The 20,677-nt window shown below is 38.7% G+C and carries 13 protein-coding genes; 1 reads left to right on the top strand and 12 read right to left on the bottom strand.

The genetic code is table 11. The annotated features are described in order from the left end of the window. Positions 1 to 246: 246 nt before the first annotated feature. From J4Q03_RS17580 to J4Q03_RS17540, 9 genes are all read right to left on the bottom strand, one after another. Positions 247 to 708, bottom strand: a complete 462-nt coding sequence (locus J4Q03_RS17580; protein ID WP_426049424.1) for a hypothetical protein — start codon at positions 706 to 708, stop codon at positions 247 to 249. A gap of 56 nt (positions 709 to 764) precedes the next feature. Further along, the gene (locus tag J4Q03_RS17575) at positions 765 to 2,480 is read right to left on the bottom strand and encodes a HAMP domain-containing sensor histidine kinase (RefSeq protein ID WP_426049423.1); all 1,716 of its coding nucleotides are present in this window, start codon (positions 2,478 to 2,480) and stop codon (positions 765 to 767) included. A gap of 5 nt (positions 2,481 to 2,485) precedes the next feature. Beyond that, the gene (locus J4Q03_RS17570; protein WP_426049422.1) at positions 2,486 to 3,595 is read right to left on the bottom strand and encodes a sensor protein KdpD; all 1,110 of its coding nucleotides are present in this window, start codon (positions 3,593 to 3,595) and stop codon (positions 2,486 to 2,488) included. Positions 3,596 to 4,346: 751 nt separating this feature from the next. Further along, positions 4,347 to 5,435 (bottom strand): porin, encoded by a 1,089-nt coding sequence (locus tag J4Q03_RS17565; protein WP_426049421.1) that lies wholly within the window; start codon positions 5,433 to 5,435, stop codon positions 4,347 to 4,349. Between the two features lie 13 nt (positions 5,436 to 5,448). Next, positions 5,449 to 6,006: a K(+)-transporting ATPase subunit C gene (gene kdpC / locus J4Q03_RS17560; protein WP_426049420.1), complete on the bottom strand. Its 558-nt coding sequence runs from the start codon at positions 6,004 to 6,006 to the stop codon at positions 5,449 to 5,451. Positions 6,007 to 6,016: 10 nt separating this feature from the next. Then, positions 6,017 to 8,056: a potassium-transporting ATPase subunit KdpB gene (gene kdpB / locus J4Q03_RS17555; RefSeq protein WP_426049419.1), complete on the bottom strand. Its 2,040-nt coding sequence runs from the start codon at positions 8,054 to 8,056 to the stop codon at positions 6,017 to 6,019. 324 nt (positions 8,057 to 8,380) lie between these two features. Beyond that, a complete protein-coding gene (gene kdpA, locus J4Q03_RS17550) occupies positions 8,381 to 10,075 on the bottom strand; it encodes a potassium-transporting ATPase subunit KdpA (RefSeq protein ID WP_426049418.1) in 1,695 nt (564 codons plus the stop codon). Positions 10,076 to 10,847: 772 nt separating this feature from the next. After that, positions 10,848 to 12,173: a sigma-54-dependent transcriptional regulator gene (locus J4Q03_RS17545; protein ID WP_426049417.1), complete on the bottom strand. Its 1,326-nt coding sequence runs from the start codon at positions 12,171 to 12,173 to the stop codon at positions 10,848 to 10,850. A gap of 101 nt (positions 12,174 to 12,274) precedes the next feature. Beyond that, complete coding sequence (locus J4Q03_RS17540; protein WP_426049416.1) at positions 12,275 to 12,760, bottom strand: GNAT family N-acetyltransferase; 486 nt, start codon at positions 12,758 to 12,760, stop codon at positions 12,275 to 12,277. 125 nt (positions 12,761 to 12,885) lie between these two features. Here J4Q03_RS17540 and J4Q03_RS17535 point away from each other — a divergent pair, with 125 nt between their 5' ends. Continuing rightward, positions 12,886 to 15,753 (top strand): M16 family metallopeptidase, encoded by a 2,868-nt coding sequence (locus tag J4Q03_RS17535; RefSeq protein ID WP_426049415.1) that lies wholly within the window; start codon positions 12,886 to 12,888, stop codon positions 15,751 to 15,753. Between the two features lie 227 nt (positions 15,754 to 15,980). On the opposite strand, the gene J4Q03_RS17530 is transcribed toward J4Q03_RS17535, so the two are convergent. From J4Q03_RS17530 to J4Q03_RS17520, 3 genes are all read right to left on the bottom strand, one after another. Beyond that, positions 15,981 to 17,063 carry a GNAT family N-acetyltransferase gene (locus J4Q03_RS17530; protein WP_426049414.1) on the bottom strand — a complete coding sequence of 361 codons (1,083 nt, stop codon included), beginning with the start codon at positions 17,061 to 17,063 and terminating at the stop codon, positions 15,981 to 15,983. Further along, positions 17,060 to 18,058 (bottom strand): polysaccharide deacetylase family protein, encoded by a 999-nt coding sequence (locus tag J4Q03_RS17525; protein WP_426049413.1) that lies wholly within the window; start codon positions 18,056 to 18,058, stop codon positions 17,060 to 17,062. Before J4Q03_RS17525 ends, J4Q03_RS17530 begins: the two co-directional genes overlap by 4 nt. Before the next feature lie 69 nt (positions 18,059 to 18,127). Next, entirely contained in the window at positions 18,128 to 20,266 is a 2,139-nt protein-coding gene (locus J4Q03_RS17520; protein ID WP_426049412.1) for a S46 family peptidase, read from the bottom strand. Between the last annotated feature and the right edge of the window lie 411 nt (positions 20,267 to 20,677).

Raw genomic sequence — 20,677 nt, 5'->3', positions numbered from 1 at the left:
AAAGAAAATTTTGCTTGGGATTATAATCTTTAAAGACTATTTTTGATTTACTTAACACACAGCAAATTAATCAATTTGCAAAAACTGGGAAAGCTTTGAGCTTTCCTTTTTTGCGCATAAAAAAAGACTGTCTCACTTTTGAGACAGCCTCTTTTTTTATGCTATTTACACATAATTTGTGTAAAATATTCAGCATAATTTTTAAGAATTTTCCCGCGGATAGCACAGATCTTCACAGCTCTGTTTTTATTTAAATACTAAAATCGTATAGTTATCTCCGGCTGTTTTAGGCTGTACCATCCTGATCAGAGCTTTATCTTTTAGATAATCAAGATAGCTTTCGCCGGTAAGGATCTTTCCTTTTTCTGTCTGTTTGTATCCTGCTCCAAGAATTGCCTTTAAATAGGCATCATATTCTTTTTTGTCTTTGAACTGAAACTCTATATTGTCCTGAGATTTATCCTCAGTATATTCAAATTTTCCGATTTTGTATGTATAATCCGGGCTTTCATATTCGAACAGAATAAATGCAGGACTTTCTGTTTTGTCGTAGAAAGTATATTTATGCTTTTTAATTTCCGTTTTAAAAGTCGCCATATCAAGAGTGTTGAATGCAGCAAGCTCTTCCAGTTTAAATGCCTGTCCGGAGACCTGTGATTGAAACAGAATAAAAAACAGAAGTAATAGCAGATTAACAGATATTTTCATAAAAGAATTTTTGTGGTTTGTGATCTGTAAATTTAAAAGAATTTATTTAAATCTTTTTATGCCACCGGCAATCTGAAATAAAAAGTACTTCCCTGATTTGGAGCACTCTTCACTCCTATTTCGCCATTTTGCTTTTCTATAAAGTTTTTAGATATCGCCAGGCCCAGCCCTGTTCCGTTCTGCTGTTCTCCCGGAACCTGGAAATAGCGGTCGAAGATCTGGCGGTGGTATTTTTCATCGATCCCGCTTCCGGTATCAGTAATACTGAACTGGATCATTGAGTTCTCTTTTTCTACCCTGATACTGATATTTTCGTCCTGAAAAGAATGTTTAACGGCATTGGTCAGGAAATTATTGATCACCCAGACCGTTTTATCGAAATCGGCACTAACGAAATCGTTATCGTCTGTAAGGTATTCGGTATTGATCAGGATATTCTTCTGTTCGGCCAGCTTTTCAACATTTTTCGCGGCGGCCTGCACCATTTCTTTCGGGGAACATTTTTCAACAGTCAGGCTAATATTTCCGGTTTCTACCTGTGATAAATTCAACAGTTCCCCGGTGATATTCAATAACCTCTGGCCATCATCATTGATGCTTTTGAGCAGTTCTTTCTGTTGGTCATTCAGCTCTCCGAATTTTTGGTTTCCAAGCAGCTGCACGCCCATTTTTATGGCAGATATCGGAGTTTTAAGTTCATGGGAAATGGTAGCAATGAAATTGGTTTTAGCAAAATCAAGTTCCTTAAAAGGCGTAATATTCCTCAAAAGAATCACCTTTCCTATATATTTTGTTTCCTTTTCACCGGTTTTTACAATATTAATAGGAACAATATCCTGTTCGAAGTAATTCTCTTTATGATCACGGACGATCTTGATGGGCTCTTTTACCGGATGATCAATATTTTTAAGCAGTTCACGCATCAGATCATTATTGACCGCTACTTCATGAGCCGTTTTACCGATGATCTCTTCTTTATGGAGATTGGTGATCTTCAGGGCTTCATCGTTAATCATGTAAATAAAGTGGTTTTCATCCAGGCCAATCACTGCATCATGCATATTATTCACCAGCGTTTCAATCCTTTTTTTATCCATCAGCTGCTTGGAAAGGCTGCTGCTTTCGTATTCCTGAAGCTTTTCTGCCATGGTATTAAAAGAATCTGCAAGGCCGTTAAATTCTTCACTGCCTTTAAAATGAACTCTTTCATTATAATTTTTAGCAGCGATCTGCCTGATACTGAATGTAAGCTGATTGATAGGTTCCGCAATGGTCTGCGGCAGGTTAAAAAGCAGGATAAAAGCAATCAGAAAACATACGGTTCCCAGACTTACAATCCAGAAGGTAGCATTTTCAGCGGTAATGATGGCAATATCGCTTTTCCTCTCAATACCTTTCATATTCAGGGACATGATCTTGGCCAGGTCTTCACGGATAAGCTTTTCCTTTTCCGGAGAAGGCTGCTTCAGATAGCTGCTGAAATGAAGATTCAGGCTTTGGGTAGCTTCTTTTTCCCCAAATTCGGTAAGGTTTTTCTCCTGAAGTTCATTATTTTTCTGAAAATCATTCACTGCAACAGCACTGTCTGTACTTATTTTATCCAGGGCCAGCAACATATTTTTGGAAAATTCCAGACTGTTGTAGTTGGCGGTAAGAATTTTTTCAGTGTCGGATTTCAGCTTATTGATATACACAGATCCGATGACCGACATAAGAACGATCAGTAAAAATAAAAGACCTACGCCTAAGGTGAGTTTTGTTTTAAGTTTCATTACTTCTAAGATAAAATAATAATATCTATCTGCTTTTCATTCAGCCTGTTCATCAGTGTATAAATCCAGCTGTAGCCGGAAAGACGCTGCCAGAGCTTTGCATGGGGTTTTCCTATACAGACCGTGGTGATATTATGGGCAATCACATACTCCAGAATTCCTTTATGGACACTGCTTTCTTTTACCCGGACCACTTTCGCTCCCAATTCCTGTGCTAAATTAAAATTATTAATCAAATACCGCTGTTTGTCGAGAGCAATTTTTTCAGGATTTTCTGATGGCTTCTGCACATAGAGAACGGTCCACTGACTGTTATAATAGCTTGCCAGACGGGCTGTTTTCCGGATGATATTCTTGGCAATCTTCTCGTTACTGCTGATGCACGCCAGAAATTTTATCGGTTTAAAATTCTCTGTCTTGATCTCCGTTTCAACCTTTCTTTCTACATGGGCAGCAACTTCTTTTAAGGCAAGTTCCCTGAGCTGCAAAATATGTCCGCTCTGAAAAAAGTTGGCAAGCGCCGTCTGGATTTTTTCTTTTTTATAAATTTTTCCTTCTTTCAGGCGGGTGAGCAGTTCATCTGCGGTAAGGTCTATATTGACGACCTCATCAGCAAGACTTAAAATCTTATCAGGAACACGTTCTGCCACTTCTATTCCCGTAATATTTTTCACTTCTTCATTCAGGCTTTCGATATGCTGAATGTTCATGGCACTGATGACATTGATCCCGTTATCAAGGATTTCCAGTACATCCTGCCATCTCTTTTTGTTTTTTGAACCTTCTACATTCGTATGAGCCAGTTCATCCACTAAAACAACCTCCGGATGTTCATTGATAATAGCCTGAAGATCCATTTCTTCCAGATTTTTACCTTTATAGAAAACCGATCGTCTCGGTATTTCCGGAATTCCGTTTGTAAGGGCTGCTGTTTCTTCGCGGTCATGAGTTTCTATATACCCGATCTTTACGTCAATGCCGTTACGCAGAAGAGACTGTGCCTCCTGAAGCATCCGGAATGTTTTCCCTACGCCTGCGCTCATCCCGATATAGATCTTGAATTTTCCTTTCCTGGATTTCTGGATCAGTTCTAAAAAATGTTTTGCTGATGACATTGATTTTTGCTTTATTAATTTTTTAAACACAAAAGGCACAAAAGTTTTATTTTGAACGCTTTACAGGGTATACGTAAGTTATGCTCATTCTGAACAATTTTTCTTAAACCACCCCGTCAAAAAATTCTTTGAATTTTCGCCACCCCTCCAAGAGAGGGGAATTCTCGCCGGTTTAGTCATTATCTCTGTTATAATCTTTGGTTTTATAAAACATACAAATCATAAGGTTTTGTTACTCTTTTGATAAATATTTTTTATCTCTCGCAGATTACACGGATTGCGCAGATTCTAATTCTCTCTGTTTAAAAGACTTATGTGAACTTCCTTCTTGCAAGTCTTTCACTTCAAAATAATATAAGTGCCAAAAACTTTTGTGACTTTTGTGGTTAATATTTCATCTCCCGCAGATTACACAGATCTTTAATAATTCGATGGAATAAAAATCTTTGATTTTTTTAAACTTATGTGATCTTAATATTGACAAAGTATTTAAACTTTAAATAACTTAAGTGTTAAAAAGCTTTTGTGACTTTTGTGGTTAATATTTTATCTCTCGCAGATTACACGGATTACGCAGATTTTTAATTCATTTTGTTTAAAAACTTATGTGAACTTCTTTTTTGCAAGCTTTCACTTTAAAATAAACTTAAGTGTTAAAAAGCTTTTGTGACTTTTGTGATTAATATTTTATCTCTCGCAGATTACACGGATTACGCAGATTGCAATTCATTTTCATTATTCACTTTCTCTTCTAGAACCAGGCAGCCAGACTGGTTGTGATAAAGAAATTCCCCTGCTTCATCTCATCATTCTTCACAAAAATGGCATCTTTGGAGGTAAATCCTCTCGCTTCTGTACGGAAAACAACGTTCTTCAGAATCGCATAATCTACATTCAGGGAATATCCGAAGGTTTGGAAGCCATTTGGCGTTTTGGTGCTGATGATGACTCCGTTTTTATCATTGTAATATTCAACTCTTCCTGCGAGGGCCCACTTGCTGTCCAGGTGGTATTTCATTAATATATTTGGAGTGTACCAGATGTTATAACTGCTGCTGCCTTTCTCTTTCTGCTCTGCGCCGATATCGAACCCAAGCAAAGCTGAAAATCGGTCTGTCAGCTGAAAATTTCCGTAAAGATCATGAAAATACCGCATTCTTTTCTCATCCTTTGATTTGTCGTTTCCGATAAATGAGCTGCTGTTCAGTGTAATTTTCTCTGTCGGCTTGTAGGTCACCTGATGCCCGAAAGAAATAGTTTGATTTCCTTCCGGCTTTGCAATACGCTGCCAGCCATTAAGCACTAATCCGCTTAAAAACCATTTTCCGCTGTCTGATGTATAAGAAATTTTCGCTCCGGTTTCAAAATAAGGTGAGTTTTCAGCCGCAAAACTTCTGGTCAGATTAACGTTATCTTTTCCTATGGCACTTTCCCAACCGATGTGGGAAGGCATAATTCCGGCATCAATCCATAAGTTTTTGTTCTTTGAAATTTTAATCCCAATATTTGCTTCATTCACATAACGCAATGCGTCCTGTTCCGCAGCCATATTATCCTGTGCATAGGTTCCGGCCATTAAAGCAACATTAGCACGGAGGTTCTCACTCTGATAATTCGCTTTTACCAATCCCAGATTCAGGTTAAGCTCATTATGTCTGTTATAGGAGTATAAAAAGTTCTGGCGGACATGATTGGCAGGTTCATTAAAGTCATAAGTATAGAAAAGCTCTGCATAGGCAGAAAATGTCACTTTATTTTCTGTTTTTAATGAATCGGATGATTGTGCTTTTGGGAAAAAGATCCCTAATAATACAGCACTGGTAATGATATATTTTTTCACGGTGATGGTTACATTATTTTAATTGGTCCAAAGCGATATTCAGCTTCAATACATTTACTTTTGAAGGCCCTAAAAGTCCTAAAAACGGTTTCTCTGTCTGATTTTGCACTAAATTTCTGACTTTTTCTTCAGAAAGATTTCTTACTGCTGCAATTTTCTTTACCTGATACAGAGCACCTTCTTCAGAAATGTCCGGATCCAGACCGCTTCCGCTGGCCGTAACCAGTTCTACAGGAACTTTTATATTCCCCATAGCCGGATGATTCATTTTTAAAGTATCTATTCTTTTCTGTACGGTTTCCAGGTATTCTTCATTGCTGGGCCCCTTATTACTTCCGCCGCTTCCCGCCGCATTATAATTAACAGATGAAGGACGTCCGTGGAAATATTTTTCAGATTTAAATTCCTGGCCGATATTAGCGTAGAACTTTTGTCCGTTTTGAGTGATGATCTCTGCATTTCCTTTTGTAGGCAACACTTTTGAACCTCCGTATACGATAAGAAGATAAATTCCTACAACAGCCAGCATTACAAAAGTCAGTCTGAATGCTGTCACAATATGATTTTTCATTTTTTAAATTTTAATAGAATAAACTGATGACCAAGTCAATAATTTTGATCCCGATAAACGGAACGATAACACCGCCCAAACCATAAATTAAAAGGTTTCTTCTTAATAATGCGCTGGCACCGATTGGCTTATATGCAACTCCTTTTAACGCCAGTGGAATAAGGAACGGAATGATCACTGCATTGAAAATAACAGCTGATAATATCGCGGTTTCCGGGCTGTGAAGGTTCATAATATTCAACTTCTGAAGTGAAGGAATGAAAGTGATGAACAAGGCAGGAATAATGGCAAAATATTTAGCTACATCATTCGCAATACTGAAAGTTGTCAGTGTTCCGCGGGTCATCAGCAGCTGTTTTCCAATCTCTACGATCTCAATGAGTTTCGTAGGGTCATTGTCAAGGTCTACCATGTTTCCGGCTTCTTTTGCAGCCTGTGTTCCGCTGTTCATGGCTACGCCCACATCGGCCTGAGCCAGTGCCGGAGCATCATTCGTACCGTCACCCATCATGGCCACCAGCTTTCCTTCCTGCTGTTCTTTTTTGATGTAGTTCATTTTGTCCTCAGGTTTGGCTTCGGCAATAAAATCATCTACACCTGCTTTTTCGGCAATGAATTTTGCGGTCAGAGGATTATCTCCGGTTACCATCACCGTTTTCACCCCCATTTTTCTCAGCCTCTGGAAACGTTCCTGAATTCCTGTTTTAATGATATCCTGAAGCTCAATAACGCCCCATACTTTTTCGTTAACGCTTACCACAAGAGGAGTTCCTCCGTTTTCAGAAATTTTGGTAACGGCATCCTGGGTTTCTTTCGGAAAAATATTCCCGGCTTTTTCAGTCAGTTTTTTTATCGTGTCATAAGCTCCTTTTCTGATCCTTGTCTCTTCAAAATCGATTCCTGAAGTTCTTGTTTCCGCTGAGAAATCAATATAGACCGGATTCGGAACAAGAAGGTCTTCTGTTTTCAGCTGGCTTAGTTCTATAATGGATTTTCCTTCCGGTGTTTCATCCGCTACTGAGCTTAATGCAGAAGCTTTAATAAAGTCGGGCAGTCTGATTCCATCTGCAGGATGAAATTCTGTTGCCTTACGGTTTCCGATAGTGATGGTTCCTGTTTTATCAAGAAGCAGCACATCGATGTCTCCGGCAGTTTCAACTGCTTTACCGCTTTTAGTAATCACGTTCGCCCTCAAAGCTCTGTCCATTCCGGCAATCCCGATTGCAGAAAGCAGACCTCCAATGGTTGTGGGAATCAAACAAACGAAAAGTGATATAAATGCCGCAATGGTAATTGGAGTCTGCGCGTAGTCTGCAAAAGGTTTTAAAGTGAGTGTTACAATAATAAAGGTCAGGGTAAATCCTGCCAGAAGTATGGTTAATGCAATTTCATTAGGTGTTTTCTGTCTTGAAGCTCCCTCCACAAGAGCAATCATTTTATCTAAGAAAGATTCTCCGGGTTTAGTTGTTACTTTCACTTTTATTCTGTCGGAAAGAACTTTTGTCCCCCCTGTTACAGAACTTTTATCCCCTCCGGATTCACGGATTACGGGTGCACTTTCCCCGGTGATTGCCGATTCATCAATGGTAGCAAGCCCTTCAATGATCTCTCCGTCCATAGGGATCTGATCTCCTGTTTCACAAAGGAAAATATCGCCAAGTTTCATTTCGGCAGACATTTTAAGAACGGTTTCTACCTGAAATCCAGGTTTGTTGTTCACCACCACTTTGGCGGGAGTTTCTTCACGTGTTTTCCTGAGGGTATCTGCCTGAGCTTTTCCTCTGGCTTCTGCAATGGCTTCCGCAAAATTGGCGAAAAGAACAGTGAAAAATAAGATAATAAATACGGTAAAGTTATAAGCAAAGCTACCCTGTGACTGGTCTCCGGTAAGACTGAAAAGACTTACGATAAACATCACAACCGTTCCTACCTCCACCAGGAACATCACGGGATTTTTAAACATGATTTTCGGATTCAGCTTGACGAAGGACTGTTTGATCGCTTCGTTTACCAAATCTTTTTGAAATAATGTCTGGGATTGATTTTTCATTTTTTTGAAAGAGTTATATCATTATAAACCAACGGTAACCATTAAGCCAGATTAAAACAAAAGGAGTGAAATGGATAATATTCAGGTGAATGTTTCGATGAGTTTTTAGACTAATTTCCTGATATTCCAATCTTCCTAATGGTTAACTATTGATTTTAATTTTAATTTATTGATACTATTTAAACCATTAAGATTTGTTAAGGAGCGAAGAAGAGTTAAGATTATATTCAAAAGAATATTTTTAAGCCTGCTGCATATTGAGCGTACACCTTAATATTCTTAACTACTTTTACCTTCTCAAGGGTTCAAAAAATTAATTTTCTTTTATTTAGAGAAATACTGAATCTGTTCTGCGATCGGTCCCAATGTTAATGCCGGGAAGAAAGACAGCGCCGCAATAAGCAGGATCACTGCCAATGTCATAAAACCGAAAGTGGCTGTATCCGTTTTTAGCGTTCCTGAACTCTCCGGGATGAATTTCTTCTGTGCCAATAATCCTGCAATCGCTATCGGTCCGATGATTGGAATAAATCTGGATAACAGCAAGACAATTCCCGTTGAGATATTCCACCATGGGGTATTGTCGCCAAGACCTTCAAATCCGGAACCGTTGTTTGCCGAAGAAGAGGTGAATTCGTACAACATTTCACTGAATCCGTGGAAACCCGGATTATTCAATGCCTTGGCTCCAAATTCCGGCAGATAAGCCGTTAATGCAGTTCCTACCAGTATTAAGAACGGATGGAACAGAGCGACGATCATGGCGATCTTCATTTCTTTGGCTTCGATCTTTTTGCCCATGAATTCCGGGGTCCTTCCCACCATCAGACCACTGATGAATACAGCAAGAATGATAAAGATGAAATAATTCAGGATTCCGACTCCGCAGCCTCCGTAGAAACAGTTGATCATCATAGCCAGCAGCTCGTTCATTCCTGAAAGTGGCATCGTACTGTCGTGCATAGAGTTAACGGAACCTGTTGAGATCACTGTCGTTGCAATACTCCAATATCCTGAAGAAGCACTTCCGAAACGGATCTCTTTACCTTCCATAGCTCCCAGACTGCTGTCGGCACCCATTTGTGTGATAAGCGGATTGCCATTTGTTTCATTTGCAATGTTTGGAACGGCAAGCGCGAGAAAACCGACAGTCATTACCGTAAAAATTACCCATGACAGTTTTCTCTTTTTCAGATAAAATCCCAGTGCAAAAACCAGTGCAAACGGAATGATCATCTGAGTGACCATTTCGGTCATATTCGTCACATAGTTCGGGTTTTCAAGCGGGTGCGCCGAATTGGCACCAAAGAAACCTCCTCCATTGGTTCCCAAATGCTTAATCGCTACGAAAGCAGCTACAGGACCTCTGGAAACATCAACTTTCTGTCCTTCCAACGTTGTTATATGGTCTTTACCTTCGAACGTCATCGGACTTCCGTTGGCAGAAAGGATCATGGCAACAAGGATACTCACCGGAACGAGTATTCTGATCACAGATTTAGTAAAGAAATCGTAGAAATTCCCTAATTCTGTAGTTGTTTTATCTTTAAAAGCTTTAAAAAGAACGGCCATAGCCGCCATTCCGGTTGCTGCGGTTACAAACTGCAGGAACATCAGATAAAGCTGGCTTAAATAACTCACTCCCGTTTCTCCTGAATAGTGTTGCAGATTACAGTTCACCAAAAAAGAAATAGCTGTATTAAAAGCAAGATCCGGTGACATATTCGGGTTTCCGTCAGGATTTAAGGGGAGCCAGGACTGGGTCATCAGGATCAGAAATCCTATAACGAACCAGACCAGGTTGATCGTCAGCATGGCATACATATTCTGTTTCCAGGTCATCTGACGGGCCGGGTTAATTCCCGCTATTTTATAAATTAATTTTTCAACAGGTTCAAAAACAGGATCCAAAAAGTTTTTTTTGTACCCGTACACATTAGCAATGTATTTCCCAAGAAATATTCCAATAACTAATGTAATGACAAACATGGCAATGACGCCTAAAATTTCTGTATTCATGACCGGTTAAAATTTTTCAGGTTTCAGCAAAACGTAGCAGATGTACACAAAGGCCAGAATTGAAAGGAAAAATAAACTCCACATATTTTTATATTTTATCAAAAAATTCAACGGATTTGTAAAGAAGCCAGAACATCGCTGCAAAAAGCAGGATTAAAGTTATCAGCATCATATCGAAATCATTAGGATTAAAAGAGTAAGAACTACATACGCTACTACCAGCTGACTGAAGTTGGTGTGCTCACGTTTTTTGAACGTTTTTCTTGAAATTGTCATTTTTAAAATATTTTATTCATGTGCTATAGCCCAAAAGAAGGCCCACTTTGAAAACAAAGCATTTAAACAAATGATAATCAATAAATTAAAACAATGACTAAGCCATACCAAAAACACAAAAGCCTATCAAAATGATAGGCCTGTTTATTGAAATGATAGGGTTGAGAAGTTAGATTTCAGATACGAGACATGAGGCTTTTAGATTAAGGTGAGAATTGGAAAACGTTATTATGAATTTTGTCTGCAAGTCAATAGTGGGTTGTAAGAGTTAAAATTAAAATATCAAACCCTATCCATGGTGGCTTCGGGAGCCTCAGCCACCAAATATTTGCCATTTATTCAATATTCTTGATTCATAGCTTTTGGGCACGTATTTCATGATTTATAGCCATGTGGACACCCAAACTCTAAAACTTTAAAACACTCAAACTTTGGAAACACGCATCCCGAAACCCTAAAACTCTCCTACTCTCAAACCCCGCAACTCATAACTCGTCTACCTCAAGCCATATTCTTCCAGCTTGCGGTACAGGGTTGCAATGCCTATTTCCAGCAGTCTTGCGGCTTCGGCTTTATTGCCTTTTGTATATTGTAGGACTTTTTGGATGTGTATTTTTTCCAGTGTTCTTATGCTTAAAGAGTCGCTTTCAGGAACTGTTTTATCGGTATAACGGGGAAGGCTTCCAGCATCCAGCATATTGTTTTCCATTAAAATAAGACTTCTTTCCACTGCATTTCTCAATTCACGGATATTTCCTTTCCAATCGTTTTTTTCCAGCATTTTATAATAATCCGGATTTACCTGCAGTGCTGAAAGATGAAGTTTATGCGAGAAAATGTCAATGAAATTTTTGGCCAGCATTTTCAGATCTTCCTTTCTTTCACGCAGTGGCGGAAGATGGATTTCGAAAACATTCAGCCTGAAATAAAGATCTTCCCGGAAATGGCCCTGCTTTATTTCTTCTTCCAGATTTCTGTTGGTTGCAGCAATCAGCCTGAAGTCGGATCTGGATACTTTTGTTTCTCCCATTTTGATAAATTCTCCTGTTTCCAGAACGCGGAGCAGTTTAGCCTGCAGTTCTATAGGCATCTCTCCTATTTCGTCTAAAAACAAGGTTCCGGCGTTGGCTTCTTCTATGAGACCTTTTTTATCTTTTACAGCACCTGTAAATGCTCCCTGCTTATGTCCGAAAAGTTCACTTTCAAGAATTTCTTTACTGAATGCGGAACAGTTGATGGCTACAAAATTGTTTTTCTTCCTATCGCTTCCTTCGTGGATGGCATTGGCAAACACTTCTTTTCCGGTTCCCGTTTCTCCGGTAAGAAGAACGGCAGCATCTGTTAAAGCCACTTTTTCAGCCAGTTTTTTAGACTGAAGAATCAGGGGAGAGGTCCCGATAATCTGTCCGAATCCTTTTGATACAGTAATTTTCTGACCAATTCTGGAGCGGTTATCCTTTACTTTTTCCAGCGCTTTATATACCAGCGGAATGATCTTCTCGTTATCGTCCCCTTTCACCAGATAATCATACGCTCCGTTTTTCATGGCCTGAACGGCATCGGTAATGTTCCCGAAAGCCGTCATCAGAATAATCTCAAGGTGTGGATATTTGGTTTTGATGGATCGTACCAGCTCTACCCCGAAAGCATCAGGAAGGCGGACATCGCAGAGTACGACGTCAAATTCATGCTGCTCAAGCATCGTCATTGCAGAACGTGCTGTTGAAGCCTCTTTTACGTTAAAATCTTCTTGGGAAAGAATCATTCCTAATAATTTCAGGAGCTTGATCTCGTCATCGATGATCAGAATGTTTCCGTGCATGGTGTAAGTTTTTGGAAAACTACTGCAAACTTATTGAATTTATTTTGGAAAGACGCATAGAAAGTAAAGAAGGCTGATCCGGAGCTACTTTTTCGTCACTATTACAGCTGAGAATATTTCATCAGTCTATTGGAATCCATTTCGTTCTGTTCAGGCTTAAGAACTTCTGTAAAACCTGCCTTTTCATAAAGTTTAAATGCTTTAAGATTATCATTTTTAACTTCAAGGTAGATTTCAATGTTCTTAAACTGGTTATATGCTTCTTTTATAACATTCTGAATCAGATTTAAACCTATATTTTTACCCTGATATTCTTCTTTAACGTACATCTGGTAAATATTTCCTCTGCCATATTCATCTTTAACAAAAGTGCAGATCCCAATTAACTGGCCATCATTAAAAGCTCCCCCGACAAACCTTTCTGCCAACTCATTCTCAATATCATATTCTATTCTGAATTTTTCAGTTTTTAATGCTTCATTATAATCGGCTCCGAAAGATTCAGGGAATTTTTTCAGACTTTCCAGTCTGATGGTTCTATAAATTCTGCTTTCTTCGGGTAAAAGTTTCCGGTATTGAATATTCATTGCGATCTCAGTCTGTATATAAATTAAAACTATAGATGCAATAATAAGGAAATTTTGATTTGTTCCTTTTTGATTCCTTACATTTGTAAGGCATTCTGACTTTTAGGGATGAAATGAGTTAGCTTATGATTGACAAGAGATATAGAGAAACGGTTCATACAGATAAAAACAACTACGAATATACTACAGTTACGCATGACGAAAATAAAGTAAGAATTTATACGTTAAAAAACGGCTTAAAGGTTTTTCTTGCTCAGAATTTTGATGCTCCCAGAATACAGACTTATATCCCGGTAAGAACGGGAAGTAACAATGATCCTTCAGACAATACAGGACTTGCACATTATCTGGAACACATGATGTTCAAAGGTACTTCGAAGATCGGAACACAGAACTGGGAAAAGGAAAAGGACCTTCTTGACCAGATCTCAGCATTATACGAGGAACATAAAGCGGAACAGGATTCTGAAAAAAAGAAGGAAATTTATAAAAAAATTGACACGGTATCCCAGGAAGCCAGCCAATATGCAATCGCCAATGAATATGATAAAGCAATTTCTTCCCTCGGAGCCAGTGGAACGAATGCCCATACGTGGTTTGATGAAACGGTTTATAAAAATAATGTTCCGAATAACGAGCTTGAAAAATGGCTAAAAATAGAGAAGGAAAGATTTTCAGAGATTGTGCTCCGACTTTTCCATACGGAACTGGAATCGGTATATGAGGAATTCAACAGAGCCCAGGATAATGATTCAAGACTTGTGAGTTATGAGCTTATGTCCGCTCTTTTTCCTACGCATCCGAATGGGCAGCAAACTACGCTAGGGAAGCCGGAACATTTGAAGAACCCTTCTATGAAAGCTATTCATAAGTATTTTGATGAATATTACGTTCCGAATAATTATGCTATGGTTTTGGTGGGAGACCTGGATTTTGAGGAAACGATTCAGCTGGTTGACCAGTATTTTGGAACAATTCCTTACAGAGAACTTCCGAAAAAGACGCCGGTTGTTGAACAGCCATTAACGGAAATTGTAAAAAGAACGGTAAAAAGTCCTACAACACCAAGAGTTCAGCTGGCATGGAGAACAGACAGCTATGGGACCAGAGAAGCTATGCTGGCAGATATTACAGCCAATATCCTCAGCAACAGAGGGGAAGCCGGACTTCTTGACCTTAATATCAACCAGACGCAAAGAATGCTTTGGGCCCAGGCTTTTTCTGTAGGCTTAAAGCAGTACGGGTATTTTTCTATCGTTGCGGTTCCGAAAGAAACGCAGACGTTGGATGAAGCAAAAGATATGGTGCTGGAGCAGATCGAGCTGATCAGAAAAGGGGAGTTTCCGGACTGGATTCTTCCTGCAATCATTAATGATTTCAAAATCCAGAGGATGAAAGGTTTGGAAACAGCAGATGGACTGGCTACCAATCTTTACGACACCTATATCAAAGGCAGAACCTGGGAACAGGAGCTGAATGAAATGGATGAGTATGAAACCTTTACCAAAGAAGAGGTTATAGATTTCGCCAATGCTTTTTTTAAAGACAATTATGTTGTTGTTTATAAGGAAAAAGGCGTTAATGATCAATTGGTAAGAGTAGAAAACCCGGGAATTACCCCGATTAAAATAAACCGTGATGCACAGTCTGACTTTTTAAAGGAAATTGTTGCAGAAAAAACAGAGGATATCCAACCGGAATTTATTGATTATAAAAAAGAAATCCTTACTGATACGGTAAAGGATAAAAAACTGAGCTTCGTCCGTAATAAATACAATGATATTGCACAGGCACACTTTATTTTCCCTTTCGGAAGCGATCATGACAGGGATCTTGGGATTTCCACACAGTTACTGCAGTATCTTGGAACTGACGATCTTTCGCCTGAAGATTTGAAGAAGGAATTCTTTAAGATCGGGATCAGCAATGATTTTAAGACAACGAATGACCAGCTTCTGATCTCACTGAGCGGGCTGGAAGAAAATATTGAAAAAGGAATTGCCCTTCTGCAACACTGGATGTATGAGGTAAAACCGGATCAGGAGATCTACAGGCAGTTTGTAGAAACAGTTCTGGAAAACCGCCAGGCTACAAAAAAAGATAAAACCCGTATCATGACTGCCCTGACCAATTATACAAAACTGGGAAGTTTTTCACGTTACACGGATATTATTTCGAAAGAAGAGCTTGAAAGCAGCAGTGCTGAGATATTTACAGACAGAATGAAAAAGCTTTTCAAATATCCTTATGAGATATTTTTCTATGGAAAGGATGTGGAAAATTTCAAACAGTATATTGGAAAGTATGTTGAAAATGAAAGCTTCAGGATTCCTGAGCCTAAACAATATCCAGAACCTGAAACCAACGGAAACGTCTATTTCACAGATTACGATATGGTTCAGATGGAAATGAGCAAAGTGGGAAGAGGCTACCAGGTGGATACTTTAAACTTTGGAAAGATCAACGTTTTCAATGAATATTTCGGAAGAGGACTGTCATCTATTGTTTTTCAGGAGATCCGTGAAAGTAAAAGTTTAGCCTATTCTGCGTATGTTTCCTATTCAGCCAATTCCGAACTGGGACACCCTGATTATATCACCACGTATATCGGAACGCAGCCGGATAAGCTCCAGACTGCCGTAAGCACAATGAGTGAGCTGATGAATGAGCTTCCGGAAGTGCCTACCCAGTTTGAAAATGCCAAAAATGCAGCCCTGAAACAGATCGCTTCAACCAGAATTACCCGGAACAATATATTTTTCAATACGTTAAGGCTTAAAAAACTCGGGGTCTACCATGATTTCAGAAAAGATATCTACGGACAGATCGAAAACCTGAAATTTGAAGATCTTAAGGATTTTTATCAGACGAAAATCAAGCCAATACATTTTAATACAGCAATTATTGGCAAGAAAGAAAATCTGGATATGGACGCCGTCAATCAGATGGGAATCTTTAAAGAATTAACGTTGGAAGAGATCTTCGGACATTAAAAAAAACAAACCGCTTCATTTTTTTGAGGCGGTTTTTTATATCTACCTGAAATCGGTATAAAAAGCCTAGAGGCTGTTTAAATTTTAAAATCTAGCTGTTCGGCAGATTACACAGATTTTTACAACGGAAATAAATCGGCAGATTATTCTTTAATAAATTATTTCTGCATAGCATTCAGTTTTATTTTTAAATTAAGCAAAACCGTTTCAGTGATAAGAAAGCATGCCTAAGTCATCATGCAATCTCCGTCCCCGTCCTGATATTGCGGATCAAATCCTTCCGGTAAGTGCTGGATCAGCTGTTTGTGAAACAGGTATCTTCTTTCAAAATCGCGTTCGTAGATTTTAGGAAACCTTTTTGACTGTTCTATTCTGGTATTGAGGTCCTTGTGATAGCTGGTTAAGGTTTTTATTTTATTGCTGACAATAAAATAGCTTAAAAATTCAATAAAGGGGTCTAAACCGGCAGCTTTTGAAAACAGATACGGAATTTTAAGGTTTCCGTCCCTGAGCTGGAGCAGTGAACAGGCTGTTAAATTACTGTTGTCATCATATATTTTTATCCAAACATATTTAAAAACCTCAGCATAGGCCGAAAACAGGTACTTCTCTTCTTTCTTCTTACTTTCCAGTACCCATGGATTTTTTATAAATACATTGATTTCATCGGCATTCCGCTTAGCCTGAAATTCCGACATGAATTCCGAGCTTTCTGCATCAATATGATCAAGAATTTCGAATTTGAATCCGGGCTTTTTGATGGCAGAGTTTTTTAAAGCAATTAAGGAGTTCGCAACAGCATCAGTTATTTGAAAAAGTGGCTTCAATACTTTGGTTTCAGGCTTTTTTCCAGGAATAATATGAGCTGCATCTGAACGAAAATAATATCTTTTTCCTGCCTTTGGATGCACATATTCAAAAACACCCAATACATTGTAAAGAGCTTCTGCTTCTTTGGTAAATTCTGTTGCGATAATATTGCCGTCATATTCTTCAAACATCTTATTCAGCAATGTTTTTGCAATCCTTTTCCCACGGAATTCTTCACTTACAAACAGAGTACTTAACCATGCATAATGGAATATTTTCCCGTCAATTAAATAATTATCAGGAAAGCATCCTACATATCCCGCCAGTTTTCCGTCATAAAAAGCCAGAACCAAAAGTGTCTGATTATCTAAAGCTTTCAGGTTTCTGATCTGGGATTTTGCCCGGTGCTCTGAAATAGGAAGAAAATCAAAGCCTCTGAAATCTCCTGACGAAACGAAATCTTCAAGTTCTTTTTTGTTAAATGTCTTTAGCTCGGTCATCTTCTCACTATTTTATTTTTGTTGATTATTCTTTTCAGTCTGAAATAGGCCGTTTCTTTTTTTAATATGCTTTCTCCGCTCTCTCCCATTTCCATTGGAATTCTGTGAAAAAGCCTTTCAACACTGTCTGATTTTGCGCCTGCACTTCCAAAGCAGCAAAATAGATCTTCATTTTTAAACAACTCATCAAAGAAATCTTTTTTCACTCCAAAATCCGTGAATGGAAATGCAAAGCTTTCATATAAAAAGCCATTCTCTTTCAAATAATTAAAAGTCCGGTCGGTACTTTCCATCTGCTCCTTCAAGGACAGTTCGCCATATTTGGGATGATCCCAGCTGTGGGAGGAAATTCCGTAGCCTTTTTGTGTCAGTATTTTTAACTGGTCTGTTGTAAGATAAGGGGTCTGCTCTTTAAGGTAAGCAGTGCAGTCAACTTCCAATTTTTCAGCAAGTCTGTCCAGAAGATCTCTTTTATGATAACTGATCTTTAAAACCTGCTGCCTTAAACTTTCTTTTGACAGATTTTCTAAGTAAAGCATTTGATAGACTTCCGGATCTGCTGTTTTCACTTTTTCTGCAGCATCAATAATTAAACTCGCTTTACATCTGAACATCAGTTCCCGGTTATCAATAAAAGCCGGATTTATAAAATTACAGGCATATATTCCTTTTCGTTCCAGAACGGGAAGTACGGTATCGTAAAACTCCCTGAACCCGTCATCAAAAGTCAGGAAAGCAATCTTTTTTTTAGGTTTAAACTTACCATTGACAAAATCCTTGAATTCTGACCAGCTGACGAACTGAAAGTGTTTTGAAAGACAGTCCAGATCTTCTTCAAACTGTCTGGTATTCTTATACTGGATAATGTGCCGGATATGCGGCAGACTTTCATCTGAAACGCAGTGGTAGACAGGCAAACAGTAATCCATCGGAAAAGAATTTCCGATATTTCCCGTTTCAAAAGCGGCGAGTAAATTGATGATCTTCTCTTTCATCTCTATTAAATAAAAAGAATCTATTCAAATTGGATTTAAATAGATTCTTAAAGGTATTACTTTTGTGTATTATTTTATCACCTTCATTTCGTCGATAAGCCATTTGGAATCGGCGAACTTATCGATAATGAACAGGATATATTTGGTATCTACCATGATATTCCGGCTGAAGCGGGGGTCGTAATTGATATCACTCATCGTTCCCTCCCACTGTCTGTCAAAGTTAAGTCCTACAAGGTTTCCGTTGGCATCAAGCGCCGGACTTCCTGAGTTTCCTCCCGTTGTATGGTTGGTCGCAGTGAATCCTACCGGAACATCGCCTGTTTTGTCTTTATAAATACTGTAATCTTTTTTATTGTAAAGATCAATCAGTTTTTTAGGGACATCAAATTCATAATCTCCAGGAATATATTTTTCCATTACTCCTGCCAAATGTGTCTGATAACCGTAAGAAACAGCATCTCTAGGCGTAGAACCTTTTACTTTTCCGTAGGTTACCCGAAGAGTGGAATTGGCATCCGGGAAGAATTTTCTGTCTTTATCCGTTGCCATCTGCTGTGCCATGAATTTCTTCTGCAGGTCATCAATTTTTCCCTGAAGAGAAGTAAACTGAGGATCAGCATTTTTCATATACGTTTCTTTCATAGAAACATACAGCTGGTAAATCGGGTCTTTTTTCAAAGTCTTGATCAGCTTGTCCTGGTTGGAAAATGCTTTCTCAATATCTCCGGTAAGACTTGCTCCGTTTACCTGCTCTCTTCCTGTAATAATGGAGTTTTTCGACATTTCTTCCACCACCGGAATGTTCTGGTTCTCGTCTTTATATTTATTGAATCCGGCAGGCAGGAACTGAGGAGCGGTTTTATTGGCATATAAAGCCAGTAGTTTTGCCGTCACCTTAGCATCAAGCTCTGCGCTGTAATCCTTGTAGAAAGAACTTACCTTTTTCTTCAGTTTTGTAAGCTCTTTTTCGTCCATTTTCCCTGCTTCTACAGTAGTAATGTAGTCGTAGTAGTCACCTGCCAGCTTCAGCGTTTCGGCATTTCTTACCACTTCTGTATAGTAGGCATTGTTTAATGCATAAGGAGCCTGATCGTTGTACAGTTTATTCAACTGATCCAGAGTGGCTTTGATCTCATGATTTTTAGCGACTAAAGAACCTTCATACATTACTTTTTTCTCCACTGCATTGGATTTTTTCAGCCCTTCTACTTCACCGATCCATTTTTTCCAGTAATTGGCCACCGATGCATATTTTGAAGAATATTTAATACGTGTTTCGCTGTCAGTACGCATTTTTTCGTCCAGTGTTTTCAGCGCTACTTCACGTACGGCAATTCTTGCAGGATCTATATCTGTCATGATCTTCTCCACTGCTACTGCAGGAAGATATTCTGTTGTTCTTCCCGGAAACCCGAATACGAATGTAAAATCGTTTTCAGCTTTATCTTTTATAGAAACGGGAAGATAATGTTTCGGAACGTAAGGAACATTGTCTTTTGAATATTCTGCAGGCTTGTTGTCTTTTCCTGCATAGATTCTGAACATGGAGAAATCCCCGGTATGTCTTGGCCAAACCCAGTTATCCGTATCACTTCCGAATTTCCCTATGCTTTGAGGCGGTGCCCCAACCAGACGGATATCTTTGTACGTTTCTGTGGTAAAAGCATAATATTTGTTACCGTAATACATTGATTTCACAATGATCGACTGGTAAGATTCTATTTTCTGAGAGTTTTTGTAAACCTCAATATTTTTATTAACTTTTTTAGTCAGTTCAGGCTCCACAAGATTGTCTGTCCCTTCCAGGATCTGATCTGTCACTTCTTTGATGTCTACAATGAAGTCTACTTTTACACCGGGATTAGGAAGCTCCCCGTCCGGGTTTTTAGCCCAGAAACCATTGGAAAGAAGATCATTCTGAACCGTAGAATGGGCCTGGATCTGCCCATAGCCACAGTGGTGGTTGGTCAGCAATAATCCTTTAGGTGAAATGATTTCTGCAGTACACCCACCGTTAAACTGTACTACTGCATCCTTTATGCTCGGCTTCTGAGTATTGAAAATGTCTTTGGCAGAGATCTTCATTCCCAAATCCTTCATTTCCTTTTCATTCAGCTCTGTAGGAATCCACATTCCTCCATATTGTTGCGCAAATGCCATTGCAGCCGGCAAAAGAAATACAGATAAAAGTATCTTTTTTGTCATAATCAAAATTTTGTCCCAATTTACAAAGAATATTATACATATGCCTTATGAAATAACAGCGAAAATTGGTGTTCACGGATGGGAAAGGGATAGATTGTGAATAGTGAATTTAAGAGTCAAGAAACAAGAGCCAAGAGTCAAGATTTCAGATGCCGGATTTATATTTTAACCTGAATTCGGGATAAGGATAAAATTAAACGCAAGGATAAACAAAGCTTTAAAAAGTATTCATTTGATTTTTTAAGATAGACAGAGCCGTTTCACTTATTGGTAAGCAATACAGGGAAATATATTGGTCTTACTTTGCTAAATGAAATGCCCTTGTTTTTCTTATTAACATGTCAAAAAATCTACTTTGTTTGCCTTTGCGATAAAAATACAATTGTTTTCAGGTATTTCTTATCCCGAACT

Origin of the sequence: Chryseobacterium sp. NFX27, from assembly GCF_049887855.1 — a bacterium.
GTDB lineage: Bacteria > Bacteroidota > Bacteroidia > Flavobacteriales > Weeksellaceae > Chryseobacterium.
This window is presented reverse-complemented; position numbering and strand designations above follow the sequence as displayed.

What these genes read in the sequence shown, in the direction of transcription:
- J4Q03_RS17525 (WP_426049413.1), bottom strand. Translation starts at nt 18,058, where the DNA reads ATGAAAGAGAAGATCATCAATTTACTCGCCGCTTTTGAAACGGGAAAT.
- J4Q03_RS17575 (WP_426049423.1), bottom strand. Translation starts at nt 2,480, where the DNA reads ATGAAACTTAAAACAAAACTCACCTTAGGCGTAGGTCTTTTATTTTTA.
- kdpB (WP_426049419.1), bottom strand. Translation starts at nt 8,056, where the DNA reads ATGAAAAATCAATCCCAGACATTATTTCAAAAAGATTTGGTAAACGAA.
- J4Q03_RS17535 (WP_426049415.1), top strand. Translation starts at nt 12,886, where the DNA reads ATGATTGACAAGAGATATAGAGAAACGGTTCATACAGATAAAAACAAC.
- kdpA (WP_426049418.1), bottom strand. Translation starts at nt 10,075, where the DNA reads ATGAATACAGAAATTTTAGGCGTCATTGCCATGTTTGTCATTACATTA.
- J4Q03_RS17545 (WP_426049417.1), bottom strand. Translation starts at nt 12,173, where the DNA reads ATGCACGGAAACATTCTGATCATCGATGACGAGATCAAGCTCCTGAAA.
- J4Q03_RS17530 (WP_426049414.1), bottom strand. Translation starts at nt 17,063, where the DNA reads ATGACCGAGCTAAAGACATTTAACAAAAAAGAACTTGAAGATTTCGTT.
- J4Q03_RS17570 (WP_426049422.1), bottom strand. Translation starts at nt 3,595, where the DNA reads ATGTCATCAGCAAAACATTTTTTAGAACTGATCCAGAAATCCAGGAAA.
- kdpC (WP_426049420.1), bottom strand. Translation starts at nt 6,006, where the DNA reads ATGAAAAATCATATTGTGACAGCATTCAGACTGACTTTTGTAATGCTG.
- J4Q03_RS17540 (WP_426049416.1), bottom strand. Translation starts at nt 12,760, where the DNA reads ATGAATATTCAATACCGGAAACTTTTACCCGAAGAAAGCAGAATTTAT.
- J4Q03_RS17580 (WP_426049424.1), bottom strand. Translation starts at nt 708, where the DNA reads ATGAAAATATCTGTTAATCTGCTATTACTTCTGTTTTTTATTCTGTTT.
- J4Q03_RS17520 (WP_426049412.1), bottom strand. Translation starts at nt 20,266, where the DNA reads ATGACAAAAAAGATACTTTTATCTGTATTTCTTTTGCCGGCTGCAATG.